The 22786-nt window shown below is 49.3% G+C and carries 22 protein-coding genes; 5 read left to right on the forward strand and 17 right to left on the reverse strand.

Going from position 1 to position 22786, the window contains the following annotated elements; all coding sequences use genetic code 11:
* Positions 1 to 181: 181 nt before the first annotated feature.
* Positions 182 to 1711 carry a DUF3360 family protein gene (locus HER31_RS03830; protein ID WP_168659353.1) on the forward strand — a complete coding sequence of 510 codons (1530 nt, stop codon included), beginning with the start codon at positions 182 to 184 and terminating at the stop codon, positions 1709 to 1711.
* A gap of 103 nt (positions 1712 to 1814) precedes the next feature.
* Here HER31_RS03830 and HER31_RS03835 read toward each other — a convergent pair whose 3' ends face one another.
* Both HER31_RS03835 and HER31_RS03840 read right to left on the reverse strand, forming a co-directional pair.
* Positions 1815 to 2312 carry a glycine cleavage system transcriptional repressor gene (locus tag HER31_RS03835; RefSeq protein WP_168659354.1) on the reverse strand — a complete coding sequence of 166 codons (498 nt, stop codon included), beginning with the start codon at positions 2310 to 2312 and terminating at the stop codon, positions 1815 to 1817.
* 319 nt (positions 2313 to 2631) lie between these two features.
* Positions 2632 to 3111 carry an Mpo1 family 2-hydroxy fatty acid dioxygenase gene (locus tag HER31_RS03840; RefSeq protein WP_168659355.1) on the reverse strand — a complete coding sequence of 160 codons (480 nt, stop codon included), beginning with the start codon at positions 3109 to 3111 and terminating at the stop codon, positions 2632 to 2634.
* An 82-nt stretch (positions 3112 to 3193) separates the two neighbouring features.
* On the opposite strand from HER31_RS03840, the gene HER31_RS03845 reads away from it, so the two are divergent.
* Positions 3194 to 4132, forward strand: a complete 939-nt coding sequence (locus HER31_RS03845; RefSeq protein WP_168659356.1) for a LysR family transcriptional regulator — start codon at positions 3194 to 3196, stop codon at positions 4130 to 4132.
* A 98-nt stretch (positions 4133 to 4230) separates the two neighbouring features.
* Here HER31_RS03845 and HER31_RS03850 read toward each other — a convergent pair whose 3' ends face one another.
* On the reverse strand, positions 4231 to 5430 hold the full coding sequence (locus HER31_RS03850; RefSeq protein ID WP_168659357.1) for an alginate export family protein: 1200 nt from the start codon (positions 5428 to 5430) through the stop codon (positions 4231 to 4233).
* Positions 5431 to 5647: 217 nt separating this feature from the next.
* Here HER31_RS03850 and HER31_RS03855 point away from each other — a divergent pair, with 217 nt between their 5' ends.
* Together HER31_RS03855 and HER31_RS03860 are read left to right on the forward strand one after the other, a co-directional pair.
* A complete protein-coding gene (locus HER31_RS03855; RefSeq protein WP_168659358.1) occupies positions 5648 to 6229 on the forward strand; it encodes a PhnA domain-containing protein in 582 nt (193 codons plus the stop codon).
* Positions 6230 to 6934: 705 nt separating this feature from the next.
* Positions 6935 to 8539 carry an ABC-F family ATPase gene (locus HER31_RS03860; RefSeq protein ID WP_168659359.1) on the forward strand — a complete coding sequence of 535 codons (1605 nt, stop codon included), beginning with the start codon at positions 6935 to 6937 and terminating at the stop codon, positions 8537 to 8539.
* A gap of 81 nt (positions 8540 to 8620) precedes the next feature.
* Here the strand turns inward: HER31_RS03860 and HER31_RS03865 are convergent, their stop codons facing one another.
* Complete coding sequence (locus HER31_RS03865) at positions 8621 to 9727, reverse strand: M20/M25/M40 family metallo-hydrolase (protein WP_168659360.1); 1107 nt, start codon at positions 9725 to 9727, stop codon at positions 8621 to 8623.
* A gap of 324 nt (positions 9728 to 10051) precedes the next feature.
* On the opposite strand from HER31_RS03865, the gene HER31_RS03870 reads away from it, so the two are divergent.
* A complete protein-coding gene (locus HER31_RS03870) occupies positions 10052 to 10216 on the forward strand; it encodes a CCGSCS motif protein (protein WP_168659361.1) in 165 nt (54 codons plus the stop codon).
* A gap of 79 nt (positions 10217 to 10295) precedes the next feature.
* On the opposite strand, the gene HER31_RS03875 is transcribed toward HER31_RS03870, so the two are convergent.
* The 13 genes from HER31_RS03875 to HER31_RS03935 all read right to left on the reverse strand — a co-directional run bounded on the left by HER31_RS03875 (position 10296) and on the right by HER31_RS03935 (position 22755).
* Positions 10296 to 10616 carry a DUF1330 domain-containing protein gene (locus tag HER31_RS03875; RefSeq protein ID WP_168659362.1) on the reverse strand — a complete coding sequence of 107 codons (321 nt, stop codon included), beginning with the start codon at positions 10614 to 10616 and terminating at the stop codon, positions 10296 to 10298.
* A gap of 9 nt (positions 10617 to 10625) precedes the next feature.
* On the reverse strand, positions 10626 to 11798 hold the full coding sequence (locus HER31_RS03880) for a saccharopine dehydrogenase family protein (protein ID WP_168659363.1): 1173 nt from the start codon (positions 11796 to 11798) through the stop codon (positions 10626 to 10628).
* A gap of 163 nt (positions 11799 to 11961) precedes the next feature.
* Positions 11962 to 13017: a 2-dehydropantoate 2-reductase gene (locus tag HER31_RS03885; RefSeq protein ID WP_168659364.1), complete on the reverse strand. Its 1056-nt coding sequence runs from the start codon at positions 13015 to 13017 to the stop codon at positions 11962 to 11964.
* 600 nt (positions 13018 to 13617) lie between these two features.
* The gene (locus HER31_RS03890; RefSeq protein ID WP_168659365.1) at positions 13618 to 14100 is read right to left on the reverse strand and encodes a PH domain-containing protein; all 483 of its coding nucleotides are present in this window, start codon (positions 14098 to 14100) and stop codon (positions 13618 to 13620) included.
* A 255-nt stretch (positions 14101 to 14355) separates the two neighbouring features.
* Positions 14356 to 16377, reverse strand: coding sequence for a hypothetical protein (locus HER31_RS03895; RefSeq protein WP_168659366.1), 2022 nt, complete (start codon positions 16375 to 16377; stop codon positions 14356 to 14358).
* A 611-nt stretch (positions 16378 to 16988) separates the two neighbouring features.
* Complete coding sequence (locus HER31_RS03900) at positions 16989 to 17717, reverse strand: helix-turn-helix domain-containing protein (protein WP_168659367.1); 729 nt, start codon at positions 17715 to 17717, stop codon at positions 16989 to 16991.
* 26 nt (positions 17718 to 17743) lie between these two features.
* Entirely contained in the window at positions 17744 to 17965 is a 222-nt protein-coding gene (locus HER31_RS03905) for a hypothetical protein (RefSeq protein WP_168659368.1), read from the reverse strand.
* Positions 17966 to 18009: 44 nt separating this feature from the next.
* Positions 18010 to 18465: a SixA phosphatase family protein gene (locus HER31_RS03910; protein ID WP_168659369.1), complete on the reverse strand. Its 456-nt coding sequence runs from the start codon at positions 18463 to 18465 to the stop codon at positions 18010 to 18012.
* A 69-nt stretch (positions 18466 to 18534) separates the two neighbouring features.
* Positions 18535 to 19257: a tellurite resistance TerB family protein gene (locus tag HER31_RS03915; RefSeq protein WP_168659370.1), complete on the reverse strand. Its 723-nt coding sequence runs from the start codon at positions 19255 to 19257 to the stop codon at positions 18535 to 18537.
* A 59-nt stretch (positions 19258 to 19316) separates the two neighbouring features.
* Positions 19317 to 19931, reverse strand: a complete 615-nt coding sequence (locus HER31_RS03920; protein WP_168659371.1) for an HAD-IB family hydrolase — start codon at positions 19929 to 19931, stop codon at positions 19317 to 19319.
* A gap of 10 nt (positions 19932 to 19941) precedes the next feature.
* A complete protein-coding gene (locus tag HER31_RS03925) occupies positions 19942 to 20397 on the reverse strand; it encodes a hypothetical protein (RefSeq protein WP_168659372.1) in 456 nt (151 codons plus the stop codon).
* 69 nt (positions 20398 to 20466) lie between these two features.
* A complete protein-coding gene (cls, locus tag HER31_RS03930; protein ID WP_168659373.1) occupies positions 20467 to 21921 on the reverse strand; it encodes a cardiolipin synthase in 1455 nt (484 codons plus the stop codon).
* Between the two features lie 12 nt (positions 21922 to 21933).
* Positions 21934 to 22755 carry an endonuclease/exonuclease/phosphatase family protein gene (locus HER31_RS03935; protein WP_238786925.1) on the reverse strand — a complete coding sequence of 274 codons (822 nt, stop codon included), beginning with the start codon at positions 22753 to 22755 and terminating at the stop codon, positions 21934 to 21936.
* Positions 22756 to 22786: the final 31 nt, after the last annotated feature.

Consider the following 22786-nt stretch of genomic DNA (forward strand, 5'->3'; position numbering starts at 1 on the left):
TCTCCTTCACATTTTGATTATAAGCCCCATTTATTAATGCATTTACGAATGACCTTCGAACTAAAGTGCTTACAATGGCCACCGAAAGAGATTTGGGTCAAAATTATCGCAGCTTACTTTGCTAATCTTGATACCACGCTTATGCGCCAATTTGTTTTTAACATACGGAGTAGTTGTTGCCATGACTGAGCAAACAACCGAACAACAAGAAAAGTCGTACCGGGAATTACACCGCCCGGCGAGCGAGTTTGATACTCGTTCAGACTATCTTGACCACGAATTGCAGATCATGAAGCCACGTCGCTTCGGTTTGAACCTGCCAGGTCGTGACTTTAACTTTGAGTGGGAAGATTTGGTTCCTGCTATCGCTGGTACCATCGGCATTATTGCCATGTACTCCGCCGTAATGATGTCTTGGGCCGAAGGCTTAACTCAAGCATGGGATCACATTCAATTAGGCAAAGAGTTTGCCATTGAAGTGTCTCGAGTTGAGATGTTGCTACCGGCACTGTTTTTCTGTGTTATCGCCTCTGGTTTTGTCAATCCCCGGGCCAACCTAGCTGGTAACCACGGACCAATGATCCCCCTCATTGGTGCTATTGCTTTAGCTGGCGCTCATCCTCTGGCGTTAGCCATCTTGTTGGGTGTATTTGGCCTGTTGCTGTCCTACTTTAAGGGCGGTTCCCGTTTGGTCAACCTAACCGGTAATGGTGTTGCTGGTGGTCTGTTGGTGTTCCTTGGTTTCTCCGGTGCGATGAGCCAAATTGGTAACATTCAAAACTGGGCAACAGGTATCGTGCCTGATGGCGGCGCTGCTGGCGACATGGGTTACGTTGGCCTAGTGGTACTGGCTGCTGTCATTGTGTTGTATGCGCTATTGGCTCGATTGGGTAAGCGTTGGTTGGCTATTCCGGCCTGTGCCACTGCGGGCTTAGTGATTGCATTAGCATTAGGCGCTGGCTTTGATCTTAAATTCGAAACCGAAATGGGTCTGCCAAACCTTAACCCAGTCTATTGGTGGGGTTCGACTACTGAAGGTTGGATGCTAGGTCTGCCTAATCTGCAGCACTTCTTAGCGTCACTGCCGTTTGCAATCCTTGCGGTAGCGATGTGGTCGCCTGACTTCTTAGGTCACCGTATCTTCCAAGAGCTGAACTACCCGAAAGGTACCGAAAAGGTATTGATGGATGTTGATGACACCATGACCATGTGTTCTATTCGCCAAATGGTGGGTACAGCACTGGGCGGCGGTAATATCACGTCCTCTTGGGGTACTTACATGATCCCTGCGGCAATTGCGAAACGTCCTATCCCTGGTGGTGCAATCCTGTTGGGTCTGTTGACCATGACCGTTGCAATCCTTGGTTCACCAATGGACGTAGCGGTTTGGCCACCGGTAATGCGCGTTGCCTTGTTAGTGGGGGTGTTCTTACCACTGCTTGAAGCTGGTGTGCAGATGATCCAAGACGAGAAAGACGCTCAAGCCGCAGGTATCTGTGTCTTTGCTGCGGCGGTTACCAACCCCGTATTGGCTTGGGCATTGACCATGTTGTTGGATAACAACGGCTTAATTGGCGACAAGAATCGTCCAAGCAAGCTGTCAAAACTGGACCGGATCATCATCCCTGCGTCAGTGTTGATTATCTGTTTCGCGGCGATGCTCGCTGTTGGTATGTTAGAGTCTAAGTGGGGGATCCCTGCACTGCTGTAATACGGTGTAGACTTTAGCAACCAAAGAGAAGGGCGTGCCATTGGCACGCCCTTTTTGTTTGTCTTAGATCCTACTAACTCTCGGGTGTTTGTCGTTACGCTTATCAGACAGCGCGGATAACTATCTGGCCGTGGATGTTTTCTAACTCTTGTTGAATTTGATGGCGGTCTAAACTGGCAGCGCCGCTAATCAGTAAATCACCGGTAAAAGCAGTTAGGCCGGAGTCGGGAATGGCGATGCGATGGTTGTTGAAGCTGTCGATATTAGCGCCATGGTTGGTAATGATAGTGGTGATATCTTGGATCAAACTTGGGTGATCATCGCTTTCAATATTCCAGTGGTAGCTATGGTCGCCCTGTTGGCCCAGCGGCGATTGGTGGATCTGCACATTGAGCTGATCCAAAGCTAGTAGTTGTTGTTGCAGTGGTTCAAATGCCGATTGCTCAACGCTGACGCGAATTAGCGCAAAGAAGTGACCATCAAGGTTGTTGGACTTGCTCGTAAGCCAATGGCCATTATGTTGACTGATGGTACTCGATAGTTCGTTTAGTATTCCGGGTTTATCTGGGCCATCAATAGCGATTAAGAAGGTCGTGTCCATGTTGCCGTCCTTAGTGGAGCTGACTGCATTGGAATGAACAGAGCGCCGTAAGCAGTAACCGGCTGGAGTTACTCTGTTGATGTGTGTGCTACGCCATGTTGCGCACTGTGACTACGATTTGAACGCTGAACCCATATCAAGGCAAGTAACAACCAGTAAAAATGAAGAGGGGATCACTGTTCATCTGTTTAAAAAATTAGCTTTTAAGCCATTTTTTGCAACGTTAATTGGTCAGATTGATAAGAACATAGTGGTACAGGGGGAAGGGTGCCATACGCTTGAGGCGCATGACACAATCAGCATAGGTTGCAACGGTGGCTTACTCTGTCGCTTTATTCTGGTAGTTCACACCAACCTTGTCGTAGACAAAGCTTAACAGCCAAATTGGGCCGATCAGTAAGAACTGCATATCTTCGAAAAAACTGGGTTTGGCCCCTTCGATGATATGACCAATAAACTGGCCTATCCATGCTAATACAAACAACGCTAAAGCGGTTTGCCATAACGGCCAGCTTAGTGATGTCAGGTGCAAATCGATCAACCACCAATTAAACGCCGCAACAAAGACCATGCCAATCGCCAGCTGTGGCGACAGCCGCCAGTAGAACACAAGGCTAATCGCCATTAGCAAGGTAGCGCCGTTGAGGAGTGGCTGTGCTGGTATTTGCACTCCCCACAGCAGAGCGAGAACAGTCCAAAGAATGACCGGAACACAGAGCCAGTGAATGGCTTTATTAGTGGCATTTTGATGACTGACACCGTAAGCGTCGAGCCATTGTTGAATATTTTTATTTAGCATTGCTTAACTATTAAAGGTGACATTGGTCACACTTTATGCCAGCTTGATCTAATAATCCAATGGCGACAATTCAGCGAAATAGATGACCAGTATTCATCAGTTGGCACGTGTGGACCACCGCATCGACCTTAACTTATTCCGCGTCTTTCGAGCTGTAGCGGAGTTAGGCTCAACCTCAGCTGCAGCGCACCAGCTTCATCTAACTCAATCTGCGGTTTCGCATGCGCTCGGGCGTTTGCGCCAACAGGTGGGGGATCCCTTGCTGGTGAAACAGGGGCGAGGTTTGGTGCTAACCCCCCATGGACGCGACATCTTGCCAAAAGTGAGCCAAGCGCTAAATAGTTTGCAGCTGTGTCAGCGAAGTGGTGGCAGCTTTAACCCGGCGAGCTCAGACCTGGAGTTTCATCTAGGCTTTCGTGATCTGTTAGAGGCGATGGTGTTGCCGCAAATGTTGTCTCATCTTGAGCACCTTAACTCCAGCGTCAGTGTGGCCTCATTTCGAGTTACAGGCAGCGAATTGGAGTCGCGCTTGCTCGATGGCGAAGTTGATTTGGTAGTGGATATGGAGCAAAGCGTTTCTGAACAGATCGCCTCGCAGCTGTATCGAAATGAACCGTTGGCGGTCGTGGTTGGTGAACAGCATCCAAGTTACCTTGATAACACCATCTCGATGGATGACTACGTTAGTGCCAATCATGTCTTGGTAACCTTGGAACGTACCGAACGCACCTTTGTGGAACAACGAATGCAAGGGATCGCTAGTAAACGCAATGTGCAGCTCTATTGTGAGAGCTATTTTGCTGCAGTTAAGGTGGTTGCTGCGACGAGATTGCTGCTGACCATGCCGCAACGTTACGCGGAGCAATTGAGCGAACTGCTGCCGGTGAAGGTATTACCGCTGCCGTTTCCCTGCGATCCATTGCCGGTGCGGCTGTATTGGCGCCGAGCCAACTCAGAAGAGCCGGCGATCCACTGGTTGTTGAAAAGCATGATTGCGATGACTACCGCGAAACTGGAATAACCATGCGAGCTAATAACAACACTCAAACAATTAATGCGCCATTATTGGCGCATTAATATTACCTGCTTTGGATCATTATCTGGTTGTTTGCGCTGTGCTCAAAAGTTGGCGCTAAGCCAGATCCAAAACTTATCGGTATCAACCTTATTTGCTTCACTGTCACCTTCACTATACATCGCGTATTTAGCTCCTGCGGCGTAGTGCTGGTAGAATTTTATCGCGTAACTAAAGTCCCACTCGTCACCAAGGTCGTCAATGCGTCTAGTTGACTTATCGGCGTCAAAACGATGGTAAACCACATTCCACGTCCCTTTAAGCACTTGGCCGGATGCACCAATGTAGTAATCCTCTATGCCTTGATCAGGGGTTGATAGAAATTGATCTGCCCAACCATTAAATTTATGCAACGTTGCCAATGGTGTAGAAAAACCGTAATCGCCACCGTCTGAGCCCAGCACCTCAAGCCCCCCAGTGATAGTGATGCCGCGCCAACCAACACCGCCCTCAAACAGGTAGTAATCGGTATCAAAACTGCCGTTGGCGTTGTCGGCATCCTGCATCGCGTATTCGATTGCATAGCGCAGGGTTAGCTTATCAGCTTCGGCATCGCCGGCGAGACGAATGCCATAGGTTTCACTTTCGTTGGGACTGTCATCCTCCTCAAGCAGGTAGACGTAGCCAGAGAGTTTGCCGACATCGGTACCGATGTCGGCGTTAAATAGATGGTCTTGGGCATCAACATCGCGGTCATCGGCGAAAATGCGGTTACGTTGATCGATGTAAGCGTAGGCAACATTGATGTTGTGGCTAGCTTGCCAATGCAGCTCAACAGCATCAAAGGTTTGCCTGTCCTGACGCCAACCAACGTGGCCTATAAAGCGTTGGTTATCGCGTACCAACACCTGTCGGCCGACGGTTGCTCGAAATTGCTCATATTTGTAACGCAGGTAGAGCTGGTCGAGTTCCGTTGTTTCCGGATCGGCAACGGTGGAGTAGCGGGGGTTAGAACCCAGCCCATCGTTGTAATCGTCAACAAATGCTTCCCGCGAGTCTTCAAATTCGAGCAAGCCGCTAAGACCCCGATACTCGCCAGTACTGAGGGTGAGTCGGGTTCTAATGGTAGAAGCATCGGCGTCTTTGAGGTCATTGTCTTGGTCGACATGTTCATAGCGCCAACGCATATCGAGATTCACCTCGCCAGCTGAAATTGCGTCGGCAAATGAGGTTACTTGCGCACTGACTGATAACGGAACGAGCATCAAAGCAGGTAACAGTTTGATTGCGGTGTTTTTGTTCATATCTCCTCCAATGAACCTAGTGGTTCGGCAGAACAAAAAGGGTGATACGAGAGCGAGGAAGCGTACTTCTGTGGCCGCTATTCCTATCGTTGAGGATAGTTGCAGTTCAGGCAAAGCGCGATGTGGTCTGCAATTCGGCGTAATAGTAGAGAGTTACTATTCTTTTTAGTCATGCAGGCGGGCATAATACGTCGTCGAAAATTTAAGGATCTGTAAAATGGCACTATTGAAAGCTTTGAACGAACGCGCAGGTAGCAAGTGTGAACTGTGTGCAGCCGAAAACGATTTGAGTGTGTACGACGTACCGCCATCAGATGGTGCAGATTCCGACAAAGCGGTTTTGGTATGTGCTACGTGTGCCAGCCAAATCGAAGACACCGATAACATGGACTCTAACCACTGGCGTTGCCTGAACGACAGCATGTGGAGCCAAGTACCAGCGGTGCAGGTGATGTCTTTCCGTCAGCTGAAGATGCTGGTTAAAAATGGTGAGTCTTGGGCACAAGATCTGCTGGATATGATCTACCTAGAAGAGCAGACCCAAGCGTGGGCTGATCTGGTCGTTGCTACCGTCGAAGCACAGCAGGGTGAAGCTTGTTACGACGAGCTAGGCGTAAAGCTGAACGGTGGCGATAACGTTTACCTGATTAAGGATCTGGACGTGAAGGGTTCTAGTATGGTGGCGAAGCGCGGCACGACCGTCCGCAACATCTCGCTGACTAACAACCCAGAGCACATCGAAGGTCGCGTTAACGGCCAGCGCATTGTGATCATCTCAAAGTACGTACGTAAGTCGTAATCGACTGCCGTTGTCACAAAAAGGAGGCTTATGCCTCCTTTTTTGTGCCTGCTCGTTAGCATCAATGGCTTAGCGCCGATTTAAGGCTGTGTCGTAGTTAGCTGTTGAAGTTTATCTTAAGCCTTCGGCTTCACCGATTGCGGTGCTTTAACAGCATTGGAAACAACAACACTTAGCTGGTACCCAGCCTTTTTGGGGGCGGTATCACAGTTAAGTGTTGAGGTTTATATCAAGCCTTTGGCTCTACCGATTGCGGTGCTTTTAGGGACGATGTCGCAGTGGCGACGGCACATTCTTGTATGCAATTCTTGTATGCATTAGTGGGGCGAGCTTCGCCCCCTTTGGAATCCCCTTTGCCTTAGGTCGCAGTCCAAAGCGCTTCGCTGGACTGCTCCAATGCGGCAGAAGATCAACGGCGGCAGTGCTTAACCCTTTGTATCGGTGCTCGCCTAGCCGGTGTTTTAACTGTATTAGAAAGAACAACAACACTTAATTGGTACACAGCCCGATTTAATGCAGCTATAAAAACTAATCTACAACTAATCAAAAGAAGCGGTAGGGAACCTATGATGGTTGCTGTATACTCCGCGCCTTTGCGCTAGCGCCGACACAAAATTTAACCAATTTTGAGCGTCAATCACGGTGTTGTCGTGTGCCTGTTCCCCCACGCAGCTTGTTGTCTGTATGCCTTAGGAAATCCTTTTTTTGATCTCTACCTCTAATATCACCATGCAGTTCGGCCCTGAGCCATTGTTTGAAAATATCTCCGCCAAATTTGGTAACGGCAACCGTTATGGTTTGATCGGTGCTAACGGTTGTGGCAAATCCACCTTCATGAAGATCTTAAGTGGTGAATTGGCGCCGACCTCTGGCAATGTCTCTATTGCTGAAGGGTTTAAGGTTGGTAAATTGAACCAGGATCAATTTGGTTTTGAGCAGTACAGCGTGATTGATGCGGTGATCATGGGGGACGTGGCGTTATGGGAGATTAAGAAGGAGCGTGATGCGATTTATGCTAAGGCAGAGATGACCGAAGCTGATGGCATGCGCGTCGGCGATCTGGAAAGCCAGTTTGCCGAGATGGATGGCTACAGCGCCGAGAGCCGTGCCGGCGAGATTCTACTAGAAGCGGGTATCGAGGAGTCGTATCACTACGGCTTGATGTCGCAGGTTGCCCCAGGCTGGAAATTACGGGTGTTGTTGGCACAAGCACTGTTTGCCAATCCTGACATTCTGTTGCTGGATGAACCAACCAACAACTTGGATATCCACTCCATCAGCTGGCTGGAAGATGAGCTCAACAAGCGTAAGTGCACCATGATCATCATCTCGCACGATCGCCATTTCCTTAACTCAGTGTGTACTCACATGGCTGACATCGATTACGGTGAATTGCGGATCTATCCAGGCAACTACGAATTCTTCTTGGCGCAGTCAGCTCTGATCCGTGAACAACTGCTAGCAGGTAACGCCAAGAAAGCAGCCGAAATTGACGAGTTGCAAGACTTCGTTAACCGTTTTGGTGCTAACGCTTCCAAAGCGAAGCAGGCTAGCTCCCGTGCCAAGAAGATGGATAAGATTAAACTGGATGAGGTTAAGTCTTCCAGCCGTATTATCCCTAACATCGCCTTTGCCCCAGGCAAGAAGATGCATCGCCAAGCGTTAACCATCGAAAACTTAGCTCATGGCTTTGACGGTGAAACCCTGTTTTCTCAAGGAGATATGATCCTTGAAGCTGGGGCTAAACTGGCCATTATTGGTGAGAACGGTGTTGGTAAAACCACCTTGTTACGTTGTTTAATGAGCGAGCTTGAGCACACCCAAGGGGTGATCAAATGGTCCGAGAACGCCTCAGTAGGTTACTGTCCACAGGACAGCAGTGCTGATTTCGACAACGATCTAACCTTGATGGAGTGGATGTCGCAGTGGCGGACACCGCGTCATAACGATCTGATGGTACGTGGTATGTTAGGGCGACTGCTGTTTGGTGAAGACGACATCAACAAAAAAGCGCGCAACTGCTCTGGTGGTGAGAAAAACCGCCTGTTGTTTGGCAAGTTAATGATGGACGATATCAACGTACTGATAATGGATGAGCCAACCAACCACATGGATATGGAAGCGATTGAAGCGTTAAACAACGCCCTAAAAGCGTTTGAAGGCACCTTGATCTTCGTCAGCCATGATCGTGAATTTGTGTCGTCACTAGCAACACGAATTATCGATATCAAAAATAACAAGCTGGTGGACTTCCAAGGTAGCTTGGATGAGTACTTTGCTAAGCAAGTTGGTACTCAACAGGTCGCCTAAGTTGTTGCGGCAATGAAAAAGGCGAACCTTTGGTTCGCCTTTTTGCATCTAAGCCACCGGAGTTAATCCATTTAGGGCGGATTAGCGGCTTAGGAATGCCTTAACAAACTCGGTAATGGCAACCATATCGGCTACGGCGATGTACTCTTCGGTGGTGTGCACCTTAGCCATACCGGTCGATAGATTAACGGTCTTTAGGCCTTTCTCGTTAAAGATGTTGGCATCAGAGCCGCCGCCAGTGGACTGCAGCAGTGGGGTCACGCCACATTGACTAAAGGCCGCTTGGATATCACTAACCAGCGGATCTTTATCGTCGATGTTGTAAGCATTGTAAGAGCGTTCGGTCTCGATGTTGATTTGGGCGCCGTGTTTTTCAGCGGCCGCTTCGAAGGTCGATACCATGTGCGCGACTTGGGCTGACAGCTTATCGTCGTTCAATGAGCGTGCTTCTGCTTCAATAAACAGCTCTGGCATGACGATGTTGGTAGCTTGGCCGCCGTTAACCACACCGATGTTAGCGGTGGTTTCAGCGTCGATGCGAGACAGCTTCATCTGGCTGATAGCATCGGCAGCAACAGTCAAGGCGTTAACCCCTTCTTCCGGCGCCAAACCAGCGTGGGCAGGCTTACCTTTGATGGTTACTTTCAGGTTCTGTTGCCCCGGTGCTACGGTGATGATGGTGCCGATAGGACCGCCTGAATCAAGCACAATGGCTTCGCTCGAGTTCACTACGCTCATATCGAAATTCTTGGAGCCGTGGAGACCACCCTCTTCAAATACGGTGAACGCCAGTTCTAAGGTTTTGTGGGCGTTGCCGCTCTCTTTAATAACCCGAACCGCTTCCATGATGGCTGCAATGCCTGATTTATCATCGCCACCTAAGATGGTGTCGCCAGCGCTGCGAATGATGCCATCTTCAATCACCGGTTCGATGCCGATGCCTGGCGCAACAGTGTCCATGTGGCAGCTCATCAGGACTGAGCCGTTCAGCTCGCCCGCTAACTTGGCATAGATATTAAAACCGTTCGACAGCTCCGCAGCGACTGGCAGACGAGTAACGGCAAAACCCAGTGCGCCCAATTGCTCGGTTAAGGTTTCGGCAATCTGCTTTTCGTTGCGAGATTCGCTGTCGATTTTAACCAGCTCGATAAAGTGATTGACCAAGCGGTCTTGATTAATAGCGGTCATGGCTTTTAGATTCCCAAATAATTGAACCGGACAATTTAGCGAAAACCACCCGGTGACACGGTGACCTAGCACACAAATATGGCCGCATACGCGATATCAGTTAAAAGGCTGCTGCTTTAAGCAGCAATTAAAAAGTGGGCGAGTAAAAATCAACCGCTAATGACTCTATTTGGGCGGGCTGCGAGCCCGATTGCTTAATCCAGATCACATAAGTGCTAATAGAGTGCGTTAGTCTGGTATCTGAAGAGGCGTATATTGCGTAGCTATAGAACCAACATTAAGATGCAATTAAAATGCAACTTTGTAGGTTTGAGAGGAAATCCCATGGCGTTATCGTTTACTAAAATCTTTAAAAAGTCGCAAGATAAGGAAGCCGCTGCTCAGCGCGAATCAGTGCTAGTAGCTCCGGTCAAACAGCAATCGCCTGCCAAGGCTAACAATGAAGCTGAGCAAGAGAAGCCAGTATCTTGCTGCGGTCACTGCTCTTAACCGACGTCGGTAAGACAACAATCCCCACACAGCCTGCGCCGGTGGGGATTTTAGTTGAGACTGCTGATTGTGGTTGCTGCTAACTGAGCAGTTGTTGCGGCAGCCCTGGCACCATCACTACCGACCCTCCGTCGGATAACACCTGCTGACGTAGTTGCGCCAGTTGCCGATATTCCGGCGAGTTCCACCATTGCTTTGCAATTGTTTGGCTGGGAAGACGCCCAATCACGGTCCAGTTACCGAACCATTCGCCTTCTAATATCTCCGCTGCTGGGCTTGCCACCAAGATTTCACCACCGGCTGCAACAACCTGTTCTAGCACCTTGTGGCCATAACGTTGATGGTAATCAGCATAATCTTTGACCTTTATTTGAGCGATAAAGAAGTAGGGCTTATCCATTCGCGCTCCTTAACCTAGCTGCTGTTTAAACGTCAGCACTTTTTTCGCGCTTAAACGGTTGAGCAGTGCCGCACCCATCGCCGACGCTGGGGTGAAGAAACCGCCGCCAAGCTTGCCACCTTGCTCTAACAGGCATAATGCGGATTCGGCGATCATCATGCTGGTACAGCCATAGCCTGGATCCTTGTCACCAGAAACCCGAACTGTTGCTTGGCCACTGTCGCTGTTGCCGTGAAACGCCAAAGTAAAGAAACCGTCTTGTTGTTCCTGTTTTGATGGCCCTTCACCCGGTGCTGGCGGGGTACCTTTACCAACTAAGCCATCGCCTTTGCTTAGGGCGATGGCGACTTGTTCTCCTTTGTCGCCGGGGCCGGTGGCGATCATCTCATCGTACTGAAAGTCCGTACCATAAGGGTGGCCCATCATTGCATTGCTTCGGTGAACGTTTTTGGTGTTGATCACCGCCATCACAAACGAGCTTGCCCAACTATTTAGCTCTTCATCAAATACCGGTTTCATGCCTGATGGTTGTTTTGGCCCTTCGAAGCCCGGCGTTAGTGCAAATGGATTTACCATTAAGGCACCAATGGCGGGATCTTTTTTCGCGGCGCCAGCGGAAACCATAAAGCTGGCAACAGTGCCGCCAGATGGCCCACCTTGCATCGCTTCAACGCGGCCTTTAACTCGAGTAAAGGGTTTGCCAAATTCGTTTTTGGCTAGTTGCTGTAGCTGGAATACGCCAAGATCGGAAGGAACCGAATCAAAACCGCAGGAGTGAACAATACGGGCGCCACTTTCTTGAGCATGGCTGCGGTATGTATCTATCATCTGTCGCATCCAGCTGGGTTCGCCACATAGGTCGACATAATCGGTACCAGCGGCAACACAGGCTGCCACTAGGGGTTCGCCATACAGTTGATAAGGGCCTGCCGCAGCGATCACGACCTTGGCTTGTGCCACCATTGCAGCCAATGAGTCGGTATCGGTAGAATCGGCGACAATTAGCGGTACGGCATCGTCGATCGCCAGTTCACGTTTTACTGAGGTGAGCTTGTCTAAGTTGCGACCCGCCATCGCCCAGCGCAGCTCACTGCCATGATAGGCTCGCTGTAGGTACTCTGCGACCAACTGGCCGGTAAAACCGGTGGCACCGTAAATCACCACATCAATCTGCTTATCCATCTTATTTCCTAATGCATCCGTTTCAATAGCCCCAACATAGCAAGGCATCAACGGCACCATAGGGGTGAAAAGTGACAAAAAATAGGGGAGATAAGCCACACTGATGATCGATATTCACAACCACCAGCAGGTGGCTGCGTTAGCGATTAACAATGTTAGTGATTTAGAGCTTGAGCAGACGCCTTAACGAATCGGCGCCGATCATTGGGGAACCTTGACGCTGTCGCTCAGCGTCTTTAATTAGCGTGACGATGGTGCTATTGATTGGTGCCGCTAACTGGTGTTGTTTGGCCAAGCGAACGATTTCGCCATTGAGGAAGTCGACCTCGGTGGTACGTTGCAGCTGTAGATCTTCGTACATCGACGAGCGAGCGTCGGCATCAATCTTAAGCATAGCGCTGGCTACTTTGGCAAACAGCGGTGTCGGCAATGCTAAGACATAGGGCAGTAAGGCTGGAATTACTTTGCCACTGCGAGCCGGGCGGATCCCAGCTTTGGTGAGTATCACCAGTGCTTCTTTAATGGTACGAGCCATAATGCGCCGATAGACCGGGTGGTAAAGTTGATCGCGCAGTGGCATTCCCGCTAAGGCGTTAACCGCATTGTTAAGATTTACAACCAATTTGCCCCATTGCACAGTGGCCATATCATCGTATTGCATTATCGGCAGAGCGGCACTGGCGAAGCGTTTTAATAGAGCGCCTATTTCAACAGTGGTTGCCTGCAATGCTAAGTTACCTTCAGTACCACAATGAAATACTCCTTGCCCTTGGCTAAATACGTTAAACGGCACCATGCCGCGCAGTACCGTATGGCGTGGCAATAACTGTTGCAACTTGTCACCATTGCTAACGCCATTTTGGAAGCTGATTACCACCGCATCTGTGTGACCGTGCCGGGAGATAAGTTGGCCTGCTGCTCTAGTGTCACCACTTTTTACTGTGACCAAAATATAATCGGCGTGAGCGAGTGCTTCACAGGTGGTATGGAATTGGAGTAACGCTGCGTGGCGGGCATTGGTAGCGATGTGGCTATGGCGGCCTTGCCAGTCGGTCACTGTGAGGCCATGGCTTTGGAGTTGCTGTTGCAAGCGAGGGCGGCCAATCAAGCTGATAGCTGTGGTGGTTGCATCGCTATTGGCTGCGAGACAGCCGCCGAGGTAGCAACCAATGCTCCCTGCACCAAGTATGGCGATATTGACGGGTTTGCTGCTGACCATGTTTTAAGCCATCCATGGTTGATAATTAGGGCGTGTGCATGAGTATGCGTTAAATGTTCTTTGATGCAAATTTAGCCAGCAAGATAGCTTTTAACTAGGCAGTGTCGTAGTTAGCTGTTTAAGTTTACCCCAAGCCTTCGGCTTCACTGATGTCGGTGCTTTTAGGGGGGATGTCGCGGTGGTGACGGCACATTCTTGTATGCATTAGCGGGGGAGCTTCGCCCTCTTTGGAATCCCCTTTGCCTTAGGTCACAGTCCAAAACGCTTCGCTGGACTGCTCCAATGCGGCAGAAGATCAATAGCGGTAGTGCTTTCCCCTTGTATCAGAACTCGCCTAGCCGGTGCTTTAACTGTATTCGAAAGAACAACACTTAATTGAGACACAGCCTTTAACTAGGCCCCCCATTTTGTTGTGTTTCGGTTTCATGGAGGCCGTTATCTTGGTTGGGAACTCCGCCTTTAAGGAGATCTGTTACCGAGCCTAGTATGGATGTAAGCGCCATGTTGCTGGTAGAGCAGCTAAACATCTACCTGAACATTAACATCCAATATCAATGGCCTGCCTTGGCGGGCCTTGATAGATACGTTAGGACGAGGTAATTACTTCTCTAGCCCTTGCAAAACCTGACGAACCCGCTCTGCATCGGGCTTATCTAAACAACCAATTGAGGCAGGGGTCTGGCCACGAGTCTCAATGGAGATGGTATCCCACAGTAGGCCACGGCGGTGGGAAAATCCCGCCACCTTCTCCCAGAGGATCTCCTCATCGTTGGAGGTAAACCCTAACAAGCCATAGGAGCGGATAATCAATTTCTCGGGGGTAAAGAATGCCTGCTGAGGGTGAAGCCGCAGCTGGGTCAGCACAGTGGCGACGACGTTGGCCTGCACCTCAAATGTGTCAATGTTAGTGGCCGAAACCGTGCTGATACGAGTGCCACACCAGCGGCATTTCGTTGCACCTTCAGGGTTTAGCGCCAAGCACTCCTGACAACAGACGCCGACAATGCGCTCTGTACAATAACGGCAGATGTTGGCCGCGACGGGGATATCGCTAAGACACTCAGGGCAGGATTTGGTTTCCATAATCGGTATTCACTTCCTTGTACGTATTTAACGTAGCTGCTGGTTCAGACAGCTCTCCTAAAAGCATTGTGGCATAGGCGGTTAGGTCAAACTTTGAACTGCACCCATAAGAGCGTATTTGTTTTTGTTGAAAATAGAAAAGCGCCGCAGGTGCGGCGCTTTAGATGTTCGACTAGGTGGATTACTCCTTTATGCGGGCATCGACGTTGTCGAGGTACCTATCCATGTCGCTTTTCAACAGCCTTGCTGTAACTATTATTGTTCACTCATTTCGTGTTCAAAGCCGTGGCAGGTGCCACAGGCGAACGGATCTGGGAAGGTCTTACTTAGGGAGTAATCACTGTTATGGCTTGGATCAATCAAGTCTCCGTATGCCTCATAGTTGCCGCTCGGCTTGCCTACAGGGGTTGTGCTACGGAAACGTTTGTTCGACACGTTGTCTTCAACAGGAATAGCCTTGGCTATGCTGGCGTTACCATGATTGTTAGGCAACAGGCCGGAACCGTTATTGCTGTTATGACACCAAAAACAACGAGCACTGCGATTGTGACCCTCTTGGGCGCCGTTATTGCCATGACAGGTTGCACAGTAGTACGGCTGAATATCGTCAAAGCCGTCGGCGGAGTTGGTTGGCCAGCTTGCGCCACCATGGCCTAAAGGTTGCTTCTCTGAATTGTGACATTGTGTACAGTCGGCGATCTTCCAACCAAAGTGAGTCTCGTCAAGGATAACTGAGTTACCCTGAGGTGCGGTTGCCGCAGCCAATAAGCGCAAATCGGCGACTTCTGAGGCATCCTTAGTTGGGTACAGGTCAAAGTCGCCGCGGCTATTCAACGTGGTGTGCTCCAACTTATCGTCTGCAACGTACACGCTGACGATGCCATCTTCGCGCAGGTCGATTTCTGGCACATTGTATAGATCTCTGGTATCGACGTCGGCCAACATCATCACTTCGGGAGCGAAAGGTAAAACCACCGACCCGGAAACATCGTTCAAGGTGGCACCACCAATGGCTCTATAGGATAGCCACTCTTTGGTGCAGGTCTCAGGGTCAACCTGACCTTCTCCTGGTGCAGACGATGTGCCATCAAGGTTGATGTTACACATTGGAGCAAGGCCGTCGAAATCGCCAAGAGCTTCTAGCTCTCCCTGAATAGGTGCTGAGGCAACCCAGCCGCCATAGGCACCTTTCCAAGGGTTATGCATCATGGCAAAGCTGTTGACGATTGCTCCGGTGTTCATCACCGGCCACCAACTAAAGCGAATATCCATCTCTTGTTGTTCCGCCAGTGACATCCACACATCCATGGCGGTAATCACGCCAGGTTGAAATACATCAGAGCGGACGTTGTAGGCGGTTACCTCGATGTTATTGGCAACAACCTCAACGCCATTTTCTGGGTTAAGGTCGATATGCATGAACAGCGGTACGATAAACTTGCCATTGTTTGCCGCGGTACGGTCTTGTTCTCGTTGCCAAATCCAGTGACGCCGATTGGTCATCACTTCATCGTGGACCAAGAACCGCATCTCGGTGGCTTCGCGTACCCAGAAAGTGTCCATTCTTTGGTAGTTGTAATCGTGGCGCATGCCGCCATACTGAGTGGTCTGGCCGCGATCGGTGATGGAGGCAAAGTGCCAGTCGTCAGAGTTGTAGTACTCACCGTCGTTACTATTAAATTCGCCGTCGCCGTTGCTATCCCAAGACAAACGGAACTCGAAGGTGTTGTACTTGGAGTCTTTATAGCTGATGACATCGCCTTCAAAACGCATGTCATCGCGAGTTGCCACGGTATAGCGCAATACGTCAAAGGCGTTGTAATGGCCCTCAACAAAGATATCTGGTCGCGAGGTTCCGGCGCCGAAGCCGTCTGGGTTGGTTGCCAAATAGTCAATCATCTTCTGAGTATCTAGCGTATAGGTTGGCCCCACCTCTTCGTTGGAGATTCCAGCTAATCCGGGATCGCGGTGGTTGATCAAGCCATCGCCATTTTGATCGTAGGATGCGTCACCGTTTGCCATTGCGATGTAGGCAGTCGATAACCAAGGTTGAACGTTGTCAATCAGGGTTCCGATGGTCATGTATAGGTTGCCCTTTAACCCCGTATCCTTTAACTCGAAGTAGGGGGTTTCAATATAATCCCAACCTTTACTTTTTTCGGTAGGCTCAGGGTCGGCAGGGGATGGGTTTACGGCGGCGTTGTCATTATCGCTGCCACAAGCGGCCAAAGCCAATGTGCATATAGTTAAAACGGCTAGTCTTTTTTTTATTAACATCACTTATCCATGCTTTTTGTTTAATCAAGACTGCATGGTAGGAAGAGGATTAGAGTTGGTAACCGTCAAAAATAACACCAATGCTCAAGTTTTAAATTGAATTGTTAACTCGAGCTTGTAAAGGATACTATCCTTGTTGGTCATAGTTATCTTTTATTCAACTTCAGTGGTGAATTTATTTCCAACTAGGAAAAGAGTGAGATGCCCTGAGTCAGCTAATTGATCCTAGCAAACCTCAACACCATGTCCGCATTAATCGGAGACCACTACTTATAAGCGCTGAACCATTACTGTTCATAGCGGTTAATAACTAGGGGAGTAGCGAGAAATTGTTCTATTTTTATGGCCAGCTCGAAGATAACATCGACCTGCACATTTAGTTGTACAATCGCATTATGAACACTCTGGAAGAACTATAATAACAAGCCTTATTTATACTAATAACAGGTTTGCCACTATCCTAACTATGCCTCCAAAAAACTTTTTAGCCATCTTAGTCTTGAGCCTGATCCGTTGAGATTACTTGCTGGATATTGGTTTTTAGTTCCAGCTCAGCTATAAATTATCTGTTTTATAGTCTTAAATGTGGCATCTGCTAGTTGTCATAGCCTCTATATTAAGCAGTTATTTTTAGCTAACCTTACCATGTCAGTTTTATTACTTGCACCAAGAATATTTTTGGCTCGGTCGAGGTGATAGTTTACACCACGCTCTGTAAGGCAAAGCTTATGACCAATATCTTTACAACTGTTTCCTTCAGCTGCTAATTGTATAACGGCTCGAGTTTTTTCATTAATTACACCATTGAAATTATTTGGGTTCACTAGGCTAGGATAACTTCTGGTCAAATAAAAATGGGTCAAATCAAGTGTTGTTGTGATCAAAGGTTTATTAACGTATTCGATTAACTCTTGTTGGCTTCCGCTTGATGTGATGCAAAAATAGCCAACAAAGTTGTCGTTTTCGCAAAAGCTATAGAATTCAACTGCTGAGTTTATATTTAGCTCGCTGCACAGCTCAATTGTTCTCGCTAAACTTTTACCTTCGCATTTGTTGAAAGGACCGAAATATAACCCTTTGGGCCAATCTCCGTTCAATTGGAACTTCATTACATTATTATAGTCCTGAAGTACGATTCTTTGCAGACGGTCAAAAAGCACTCTGAACTCATCATCAGTAGATAATACAGGATAGTTTAATATCGTACTGCTAATTTTTCTTTCTGCTAGTGGCCCATTGGAGTTGGACTTTAGTCCACTAACAGGAAAATTTAGGTAGGCGATTCTACAACCTTCTACTAAGGAGGTCAGTTTTCTAAAGTCGGCTAGTATTCTTCTCATTAGCTGTCTATATCAATAGGTATTAATCACAAGGCTACGGTGGTGGATCTTATCTGACTACCGTCAAAATTGACACCGAATGCGGGCTGGATATTATTTTTGTGATCTTCATCTTTTTTACTGAAACAAGGCGCCCACATGAGTATACGTTGGCCAGAGTGGGAAATATCTGCCAATGCGTAGCGCCGTTGGGTGTGGGCACTGTGACGGTGTGTTTGAATGATGCTGAAGCGTTGTTCGATATTCATGTTGTTGCTCTGTCGAGTAGAAGGTTAAATAGCTACCACGCGATTTAGGCCGTTGTAGTGCGAAACAAGCGCACACCGTCAGCGCTTAACCAGGCCATCGCCGCGGTACGAAATTTGATTATATGGATGCCACTAAGCTGCTCAACCAACTGTTGCATTGCCGGATTATGGCCAACCCACAATTGGCATTGGTCAGATTGGTTAGCTTCAGTTTTGTAGTCATATAGCAGGTTGTTCCAGTCGTGCAGCTTGGCCATGTAGAGCTCGGGCAACTGCAGGTAGGTCGCGTTGGGGTAGGACGCCGCGACCACTTTGGCAGTAGCAACGGCACGGACGGCATCGCTGCAGATGATCTGAGTTGGTGTTAAGTGCCATTGTTGTAGCTGTGTCAACACCTTAGGGAGAGTGTTAATCCCGCGGGTTGCCAGCGGCCGCTGCCAATCTTCAAGCGTTGGCTGATCCCAACAGGATTTAGCATGGCGCAGCAACACTAATGACATAACTAAGTTGTTCCAGTGGTGGGCAGCAGCGTCAAGCCGCTGCCCATGGCACCGTATGCGGCAATAAACTCAAGCGTTGGCCGCTTGCAGCTCTAACTGTTGCGCGAGCTCTGGGGCGATATTGAGCTGCCTTGCTAACTCCTGCAGATAGGACTTTTCCATAAAGCTCTGGTCATCCACCATCAGCGTCGAGACCAAATAGAGTTCTGCTGCAAGCTCTGGGCTGTTGACCCCAGCGGCAACGTCGGCGGGATCCAACGGTTTGGCAAGTTCAGCATCAACAAATTGGGCAACGCTAGCACTGGCACCGGCTTGTTGCACCGCCGCTTGGAGCTTTTGTCGTTCCTGTTCATCGACATGGCCATCCGCTTTGGCTGCGCCAATCATCGCCTTTAAAATCTGTTTGGATGCAATTTCATCCGGCGCTTGCAGCTGAGCGACTGTAGCCGAGGTAGGTGTCGTTGCTGCAGGTTGAGTTTGCGCTGCTGTAGGCTGAGACGATTGGCTCTGTTGGTAGCTTTGAAACGCTTTGAGCGCTAAGGCACCAAGCGCAGCAGCTCCACCGACCTTGGCAACACCTTTGCCCATCTTTCTGCCTTTTTTACTGCCCATCAACATCCCCATTAGGGTGCCACCAATGGCACCGGAAGCTAGGCCGGTTAAACCGGAGCTAAGGTTACTGCCTAAGCCAGCTGTGGTTGTTGAAGGTTGTTGGGCTGGTGAGCTGTTGCTGTTTGGTGTTGTTGATTGTTGCGCCCCAAGCACTTGATTCAATAATCCCTGAAAATCCATGGTGTATCTCCTATTCGCTGCGTTCTTTTTTAGACGGCAGAATTAGTATAGGAGTTTCATCAAGTGGTTGATTTTTTATACGGGCTGCCGTTGAGGTAAGGGAAATCGGCCAGTGCCAGTAACGGCAGATCCTCATCGCTATCGCCATAGGCATAAATCCGCTCATATTGGCTCAGATCGAACCGAGCTAAAACCCGTTGCGCTTTAATCTGATTGGCGCAATCACCTTGCTGATAACCACCGGAGGCGCAGTTGCCAATGTAGCTAAGTTCAGAACACAGTAGGGTAATGCCGTTTTGTCTGCACCAAGGTTGTAGGTACAGATTGAGGGAGGCGGAGACCAGCACTACCGTATCGCCTTGCTGCTGGTGTTGGTGGAGTTTGGCCAGCATATCTGGTCGAAAAATATGCTGCTGGCGACCGGCAATATAACGTTGACCTAGTTGCTCAAGCCGTTCTCGTCGTCGGCCAGTGTAGGCTAAACGAGTGACACTACGACGAGTAATAGCGCTCGATAGCCAACCTTGTTGCCACGCCCATTTGAGTGGGACCAAAAGTGGGCAGGCAAGCGCCATCCGCCATACTGGTGTCGCGAACCATAAAAACGCGCTGAAGTTATCGTTGTGGGTTAAGGTTCCATCGAAATCAAACAGCGCGAGATTAGGTTTAGTCATTGGTAGTTACTTAGCTAGCAAAAATAATGGATTCAGCCTCTTGTGCCATCATCTCTGCAAATTGTACCTTGCCATCAACGATGGTGTACGGCACAAACACAACCATGGCGAAACCAGACTTATGGTCGAGGTTTACCGCCACTGCGTCTTGTGGTTCTTGAGCATCTTCACCGAGCAAAATTCCGGTGTCGTAAACTACTGCAGTAGCGATGTACTCACCTTCGCCAGCAGCTTGGCGCAAAACCAGCTGTAGATCGGCAACCATCGCTTCGCTTGGGTTTTCCTCTTCTTGATCCTCAGGCACATCAACGCTAACAAAGTCGCCCGCTGGAGTCATCGCAGCAGCAAACGGCATAAACTCACCGGTTTCGGTCAATAATTTGTGCGCCAATGGCATGGCTGCGTTCAGTAGCTCTTGTGCTTGGGCTTGGCCGTTGTCTTGAATATTAGTGGTGGTAGGTTCCATTGAACGCTCCGGTAAATCGAGAGTAGGGCGGGTATTTTAGGAGCTTTGACGGCAGTTACAATATGGCAGCTACAATAATGGCGCGAACATATAGAAAAACTGCTCCACCAACTTACTGACCAATGGCCGTTGTTGCCAAATGGAGTAGTCGTGGGCATAGCTGTGGTTTCGATATTGGTCAAACAGTAGCCGTATGTCATTGCACAGCTTAGGGTCATCGAAGGCGAGGGTAACCTCGCTGTTGAGCTGCAAACTGCGCATATCTAGATTTACCGTCCCGACCAAGCAATGCTCGTTATCGAACATCACCGCTTTGGTGTGCAGCAGCCCACCTTGGAATCGATAGATGGTTACCCCGGCGGCGAGCAGCTCGCCAAAGAAGGAACGACTGGCCCAGCTCACCATCATCGAATCATTTTTGTCCGGTAGGATCAATTCAACATTAACGCCACGGGCGGCAGCGGTGATTAGCGCTTCAAGCAGGTGCTCGCTTGGAACAAAGTAGGGGGCACAGAGGGTGATGTTTGCTCGGGCGTGATAGATCCCAAGCAATAATACCTTTTGAATCACATTGCTTGGCAGCGCTGTGCCAGATGGGATCACCTGAACCGCATAACGGTTGTCGTTGGGCTGGAAGCTATTCTCTGGCAACCGCTTGATAATTGAGTCACCGCCTTCAACTTGCCAGTCCCAAGCGTGGATCGCTGCGAGGGTAGTTGCCGCGGCACCATTGATACGGATCATCACATCAATCCACTGCCCAACCCCTTCGTTTTGTTTAAAGTGAGCGGGATCGATCATGTTCATTGAACCGGTGTAACCGATTTGATTATCGATCACCAATATCTTGCGATGTTGGCGCAGATCAAGGCGTCGCAGGAACATCTTGAACGGATTGACGCTGAGAGCATCAACAACATGAATCCCGGCGTAGCGCATCCGTATTGGCCAGCGGCCATTGAGAAAGTCACGACTGCCTGCGGCATCTAAGATCAAATGTACTTCGACCCCACGCTTGGCTGCAGCGATAAGCAGGTTAGCGACATGGTCAGCCTTGCCGCCCTCGTACCAGATATAAAACTCGAGCTGAATAGTGGATTGCGCGTGTTCAATGTCCTGACACATTCGGGTAAAGATGTCAGTTGGAGTAGACAATAGCTCCAGTTGGTTGCCTAAGGTTGATGGGATCCCAAGCTGCTTGAAACATAAGGTATGAATTGGGTGCGCATAAGCACCTAAATTATCTTGGTATTGGGGATCGAGGCGGGTAGTTTCCGCCAGCGACTCTCGCAATGTCTGGTACAAGACTTGAGCGCGTCGCTTACGTCGACGGCCGAGATAACGCTCACCAAAAAGCAGATAAAAAAGCACCCCGCCAATAGGAACAATAAAGATAACTAGCAGCCAGGCTAACGATACACCGACAACTCGGCGCTTGAGTGCAACTCGCAAAGACACTGCTGCCACTAACAGGTAGTAGGCAGAGAGTCCGAACCATAAGGCGAGTTGGTAGAGTTTATCCATAGCTGTTGCTGTTTACTCCGCTGTTGCCAGTGAAAACGAAACGATCATAGGAGCATGATCGCTGGCATCAAATTGGTCTAATACCATAGCGCTGCCTGTAACTGTACTTAAGTGCTGGCTGAAATAGATATGATCTAAGCGGTGGCCAAAAAATGACTTTATCTCTCCCGAGTCAGCAAAATACACCTCAGATAGACCAAGCGATGCCACCACGTTATCGAGGCGCCGCTGGCGGCTATCGCTCCAGCTGTTAAAGTCACCACTGAGTACTACTGGCCCATTGTGACTGGTTATTTGCTTATGTAAATCATTAAGTTGATTCTGGTATTGGGCATCAGTAACAAAGTTGATCGCATGAATGTTGATCAGCAATAGCTGTTGCCTGTGTGGCAACAGATGTTGGCTATAGAGCGCGATTTTAGGGGTGTCACTTACAGGCTCGGCAGCGGTTGTTAGCCGGACGAAATGGTCGACAGCCGGGGTGGGTGTCGCGGTTAATAATCCCGAATAACCGCTGTGGGTAATGAGATTGGGGGCATACACCGCATTGCTATTACTGGGATTTTGCTTACTGGCGGTTAATGACACCTCCTGCAGGGTGATTAACTCAGGTTGGTATTGTTGTTCAATGGCTGCGAACTGCTGCTGCCATTTGGGTTCGTAACTGCGTTTTTGGATATTCCAATTGAGCAGAGTGAATGAGTGAGATAACGAGGGTTGTGGGGAGGCGGGCAGAACCCAGCTTTGAGGTGCAGCCGCCTGTGGCAACTGCAGGTAAGCGTAGCTGCCGATGCCCAGCAATAAGGCAACAACGGCGAGAGTCCGTAAGCGCATAATTTTCACGATGCTCCCCCTCAAATGAAAA

This window comes from Ferrimonas lipolytica, from assembly GCF_012295575.1.
Taxonomy (GTDB): domain Bacteria; phylum Pseudomonadota; class Gammaproteobacteria; order Enterobacterales; family Shewanellaceae; genus Ferrimonas; species Ferrimonas lipolytica.

Coding starts and splice junctions, on each gene's coding strand:
- HER31_RS03830 (WP_168659353.1), top strand. CDS start 182: ATGACTGAGCAAACAACCGAACAACAAGAAAAGTCGTACCGGGAATTA.
- HER31_RS03835 (WP_168659354.1), bottom strand. CDS start 2,312: ATGGACACGACCTTCTTAATCGCTATTGATGGCCCAGATAAACCCGGA.
- HER31_RS03840 (WP_168659355.1), bottom strand. CDS start 3,111: ATGCTAAATAAAAATATTCAACAATGGCTCGACGCTTACGGTGTCAGT.
- HER31_RS03845 (WP_168659356.1), top strand. CDS start 3,194: ATGACCAGTATTCATCAGTTGGCACGTGTGGACCACCGCATCGACCTT.
- HER31_RS03850 (WP_168659357.1), bottom strand. CDS start 5,430: ATGAACAAAAACACCGCAATCAAACTGTTACCTGCTTTGATGCTCGTT.
- HER31_RS03855 (WP_168659358.1), top strand. CDS start 5,648: ATGGCACTATTGAAAGCTTTGAACGAACGCGCAGGTAGCAAGTGTGAA.
- HER31_RS03865 (WP_168659360.1), bottom strand. CDS start 9,727: ATGACCGCTATTAATCAAGACCGCTTGGTCAATCACTTTATCGAGCTG.
- HER31_RS03870 (WP_168659361.1), top strand. CDS start 10,052: ATGGCGTTATCGTTTACTAAAATCTTTAAAAAGTCGCAAGATAAGGAA.
- HER31_RS03875 (WP_168659362.1), bottom strand. CDS start 10,616: ATGGATAAGCCCTACTTCTTTATCGCTCAAATAAAGGTCAAAGATTAT.
- HER31_RS03880 (WP_168659363.1), bottom strand. CDS start 11,798: ATGGATAAGCAGATTGATGTGGTGATTTACGGTGCCACCGGTTTTACC.
- HER31_RS03885 (WP_168659364.1), bottom strand. CDS start 13,017: ATGGTCAGCAGCAAACCCGTCAATATCGCCATACTTGGTGCAGGGAGC.
- HER31_RS03890 (WP_168659365.1), bottom strand. CDS start 14,100: ATGGAAACCAAATCCTGCCCTGAGTGTCTTAGCGATATCCCCGTCGCG.
- HER31_RS03895 (WP_168659366.1), bottom strand. CDS start 16,377: ATGTTAATAAAAAAAAGACTAGCCGTTTTAACTATATGCACATTGGCT.
- HER31_RS03900 (WP_168659367.1), bottom strand. CDS start 17,717: ATGAGAAGAATACTAGCCGACTTTAGAAAACTGACCTCCTTAGTAGAA.
- HER31_RS03905 (WP_168659368.1), bottom strand. CDS start 17,965: ATGAATATCGAACAACGCTTCAGCATCATTCAAACACACCGTCACAGT.
- HER31_RS03910 (WP_168659369.1), bottom strand. CDS start 18,465: ATGTCATTAGTGTTGCTGCGCCATGCTAAATCCTGTTGGGATCAGCCA.
- HER31_RS03915 (WP_168659370.1), bottom strand. CDS start 19,257: ATGGATTTTCAGGGATTATTGAATCAAGTGCTTGGGGCGCAACAATCA.
- HER31_RS03920 (WP_168659371.1), bottom strand. CDS start 19,931: ATGACTAAACCTAATCTCGCGCTGTTTGATTTCGATGGAACCTTAACC.
- HER31_RS03925 (WP_168659372.1), bottom strand. CDS start 20,397: ATGGAACCTACCACCACTAATATTCAAGACAACGGCCAAGCCCAAGCA.
- cls (WP_168659373.1), bottom strand. CDS start 21,921: ATGGATAAACTCTACCAACTCGCCTTATGGTTCGGACTCTCTGCCTAC.
- HER31_RS03935 (WP_238786925.1), bottom strand. CDS start 22,755: ATGCGCTTACGGACTCTCGCCGTTGTTGCCTTATTGCTGGGCATCGGC.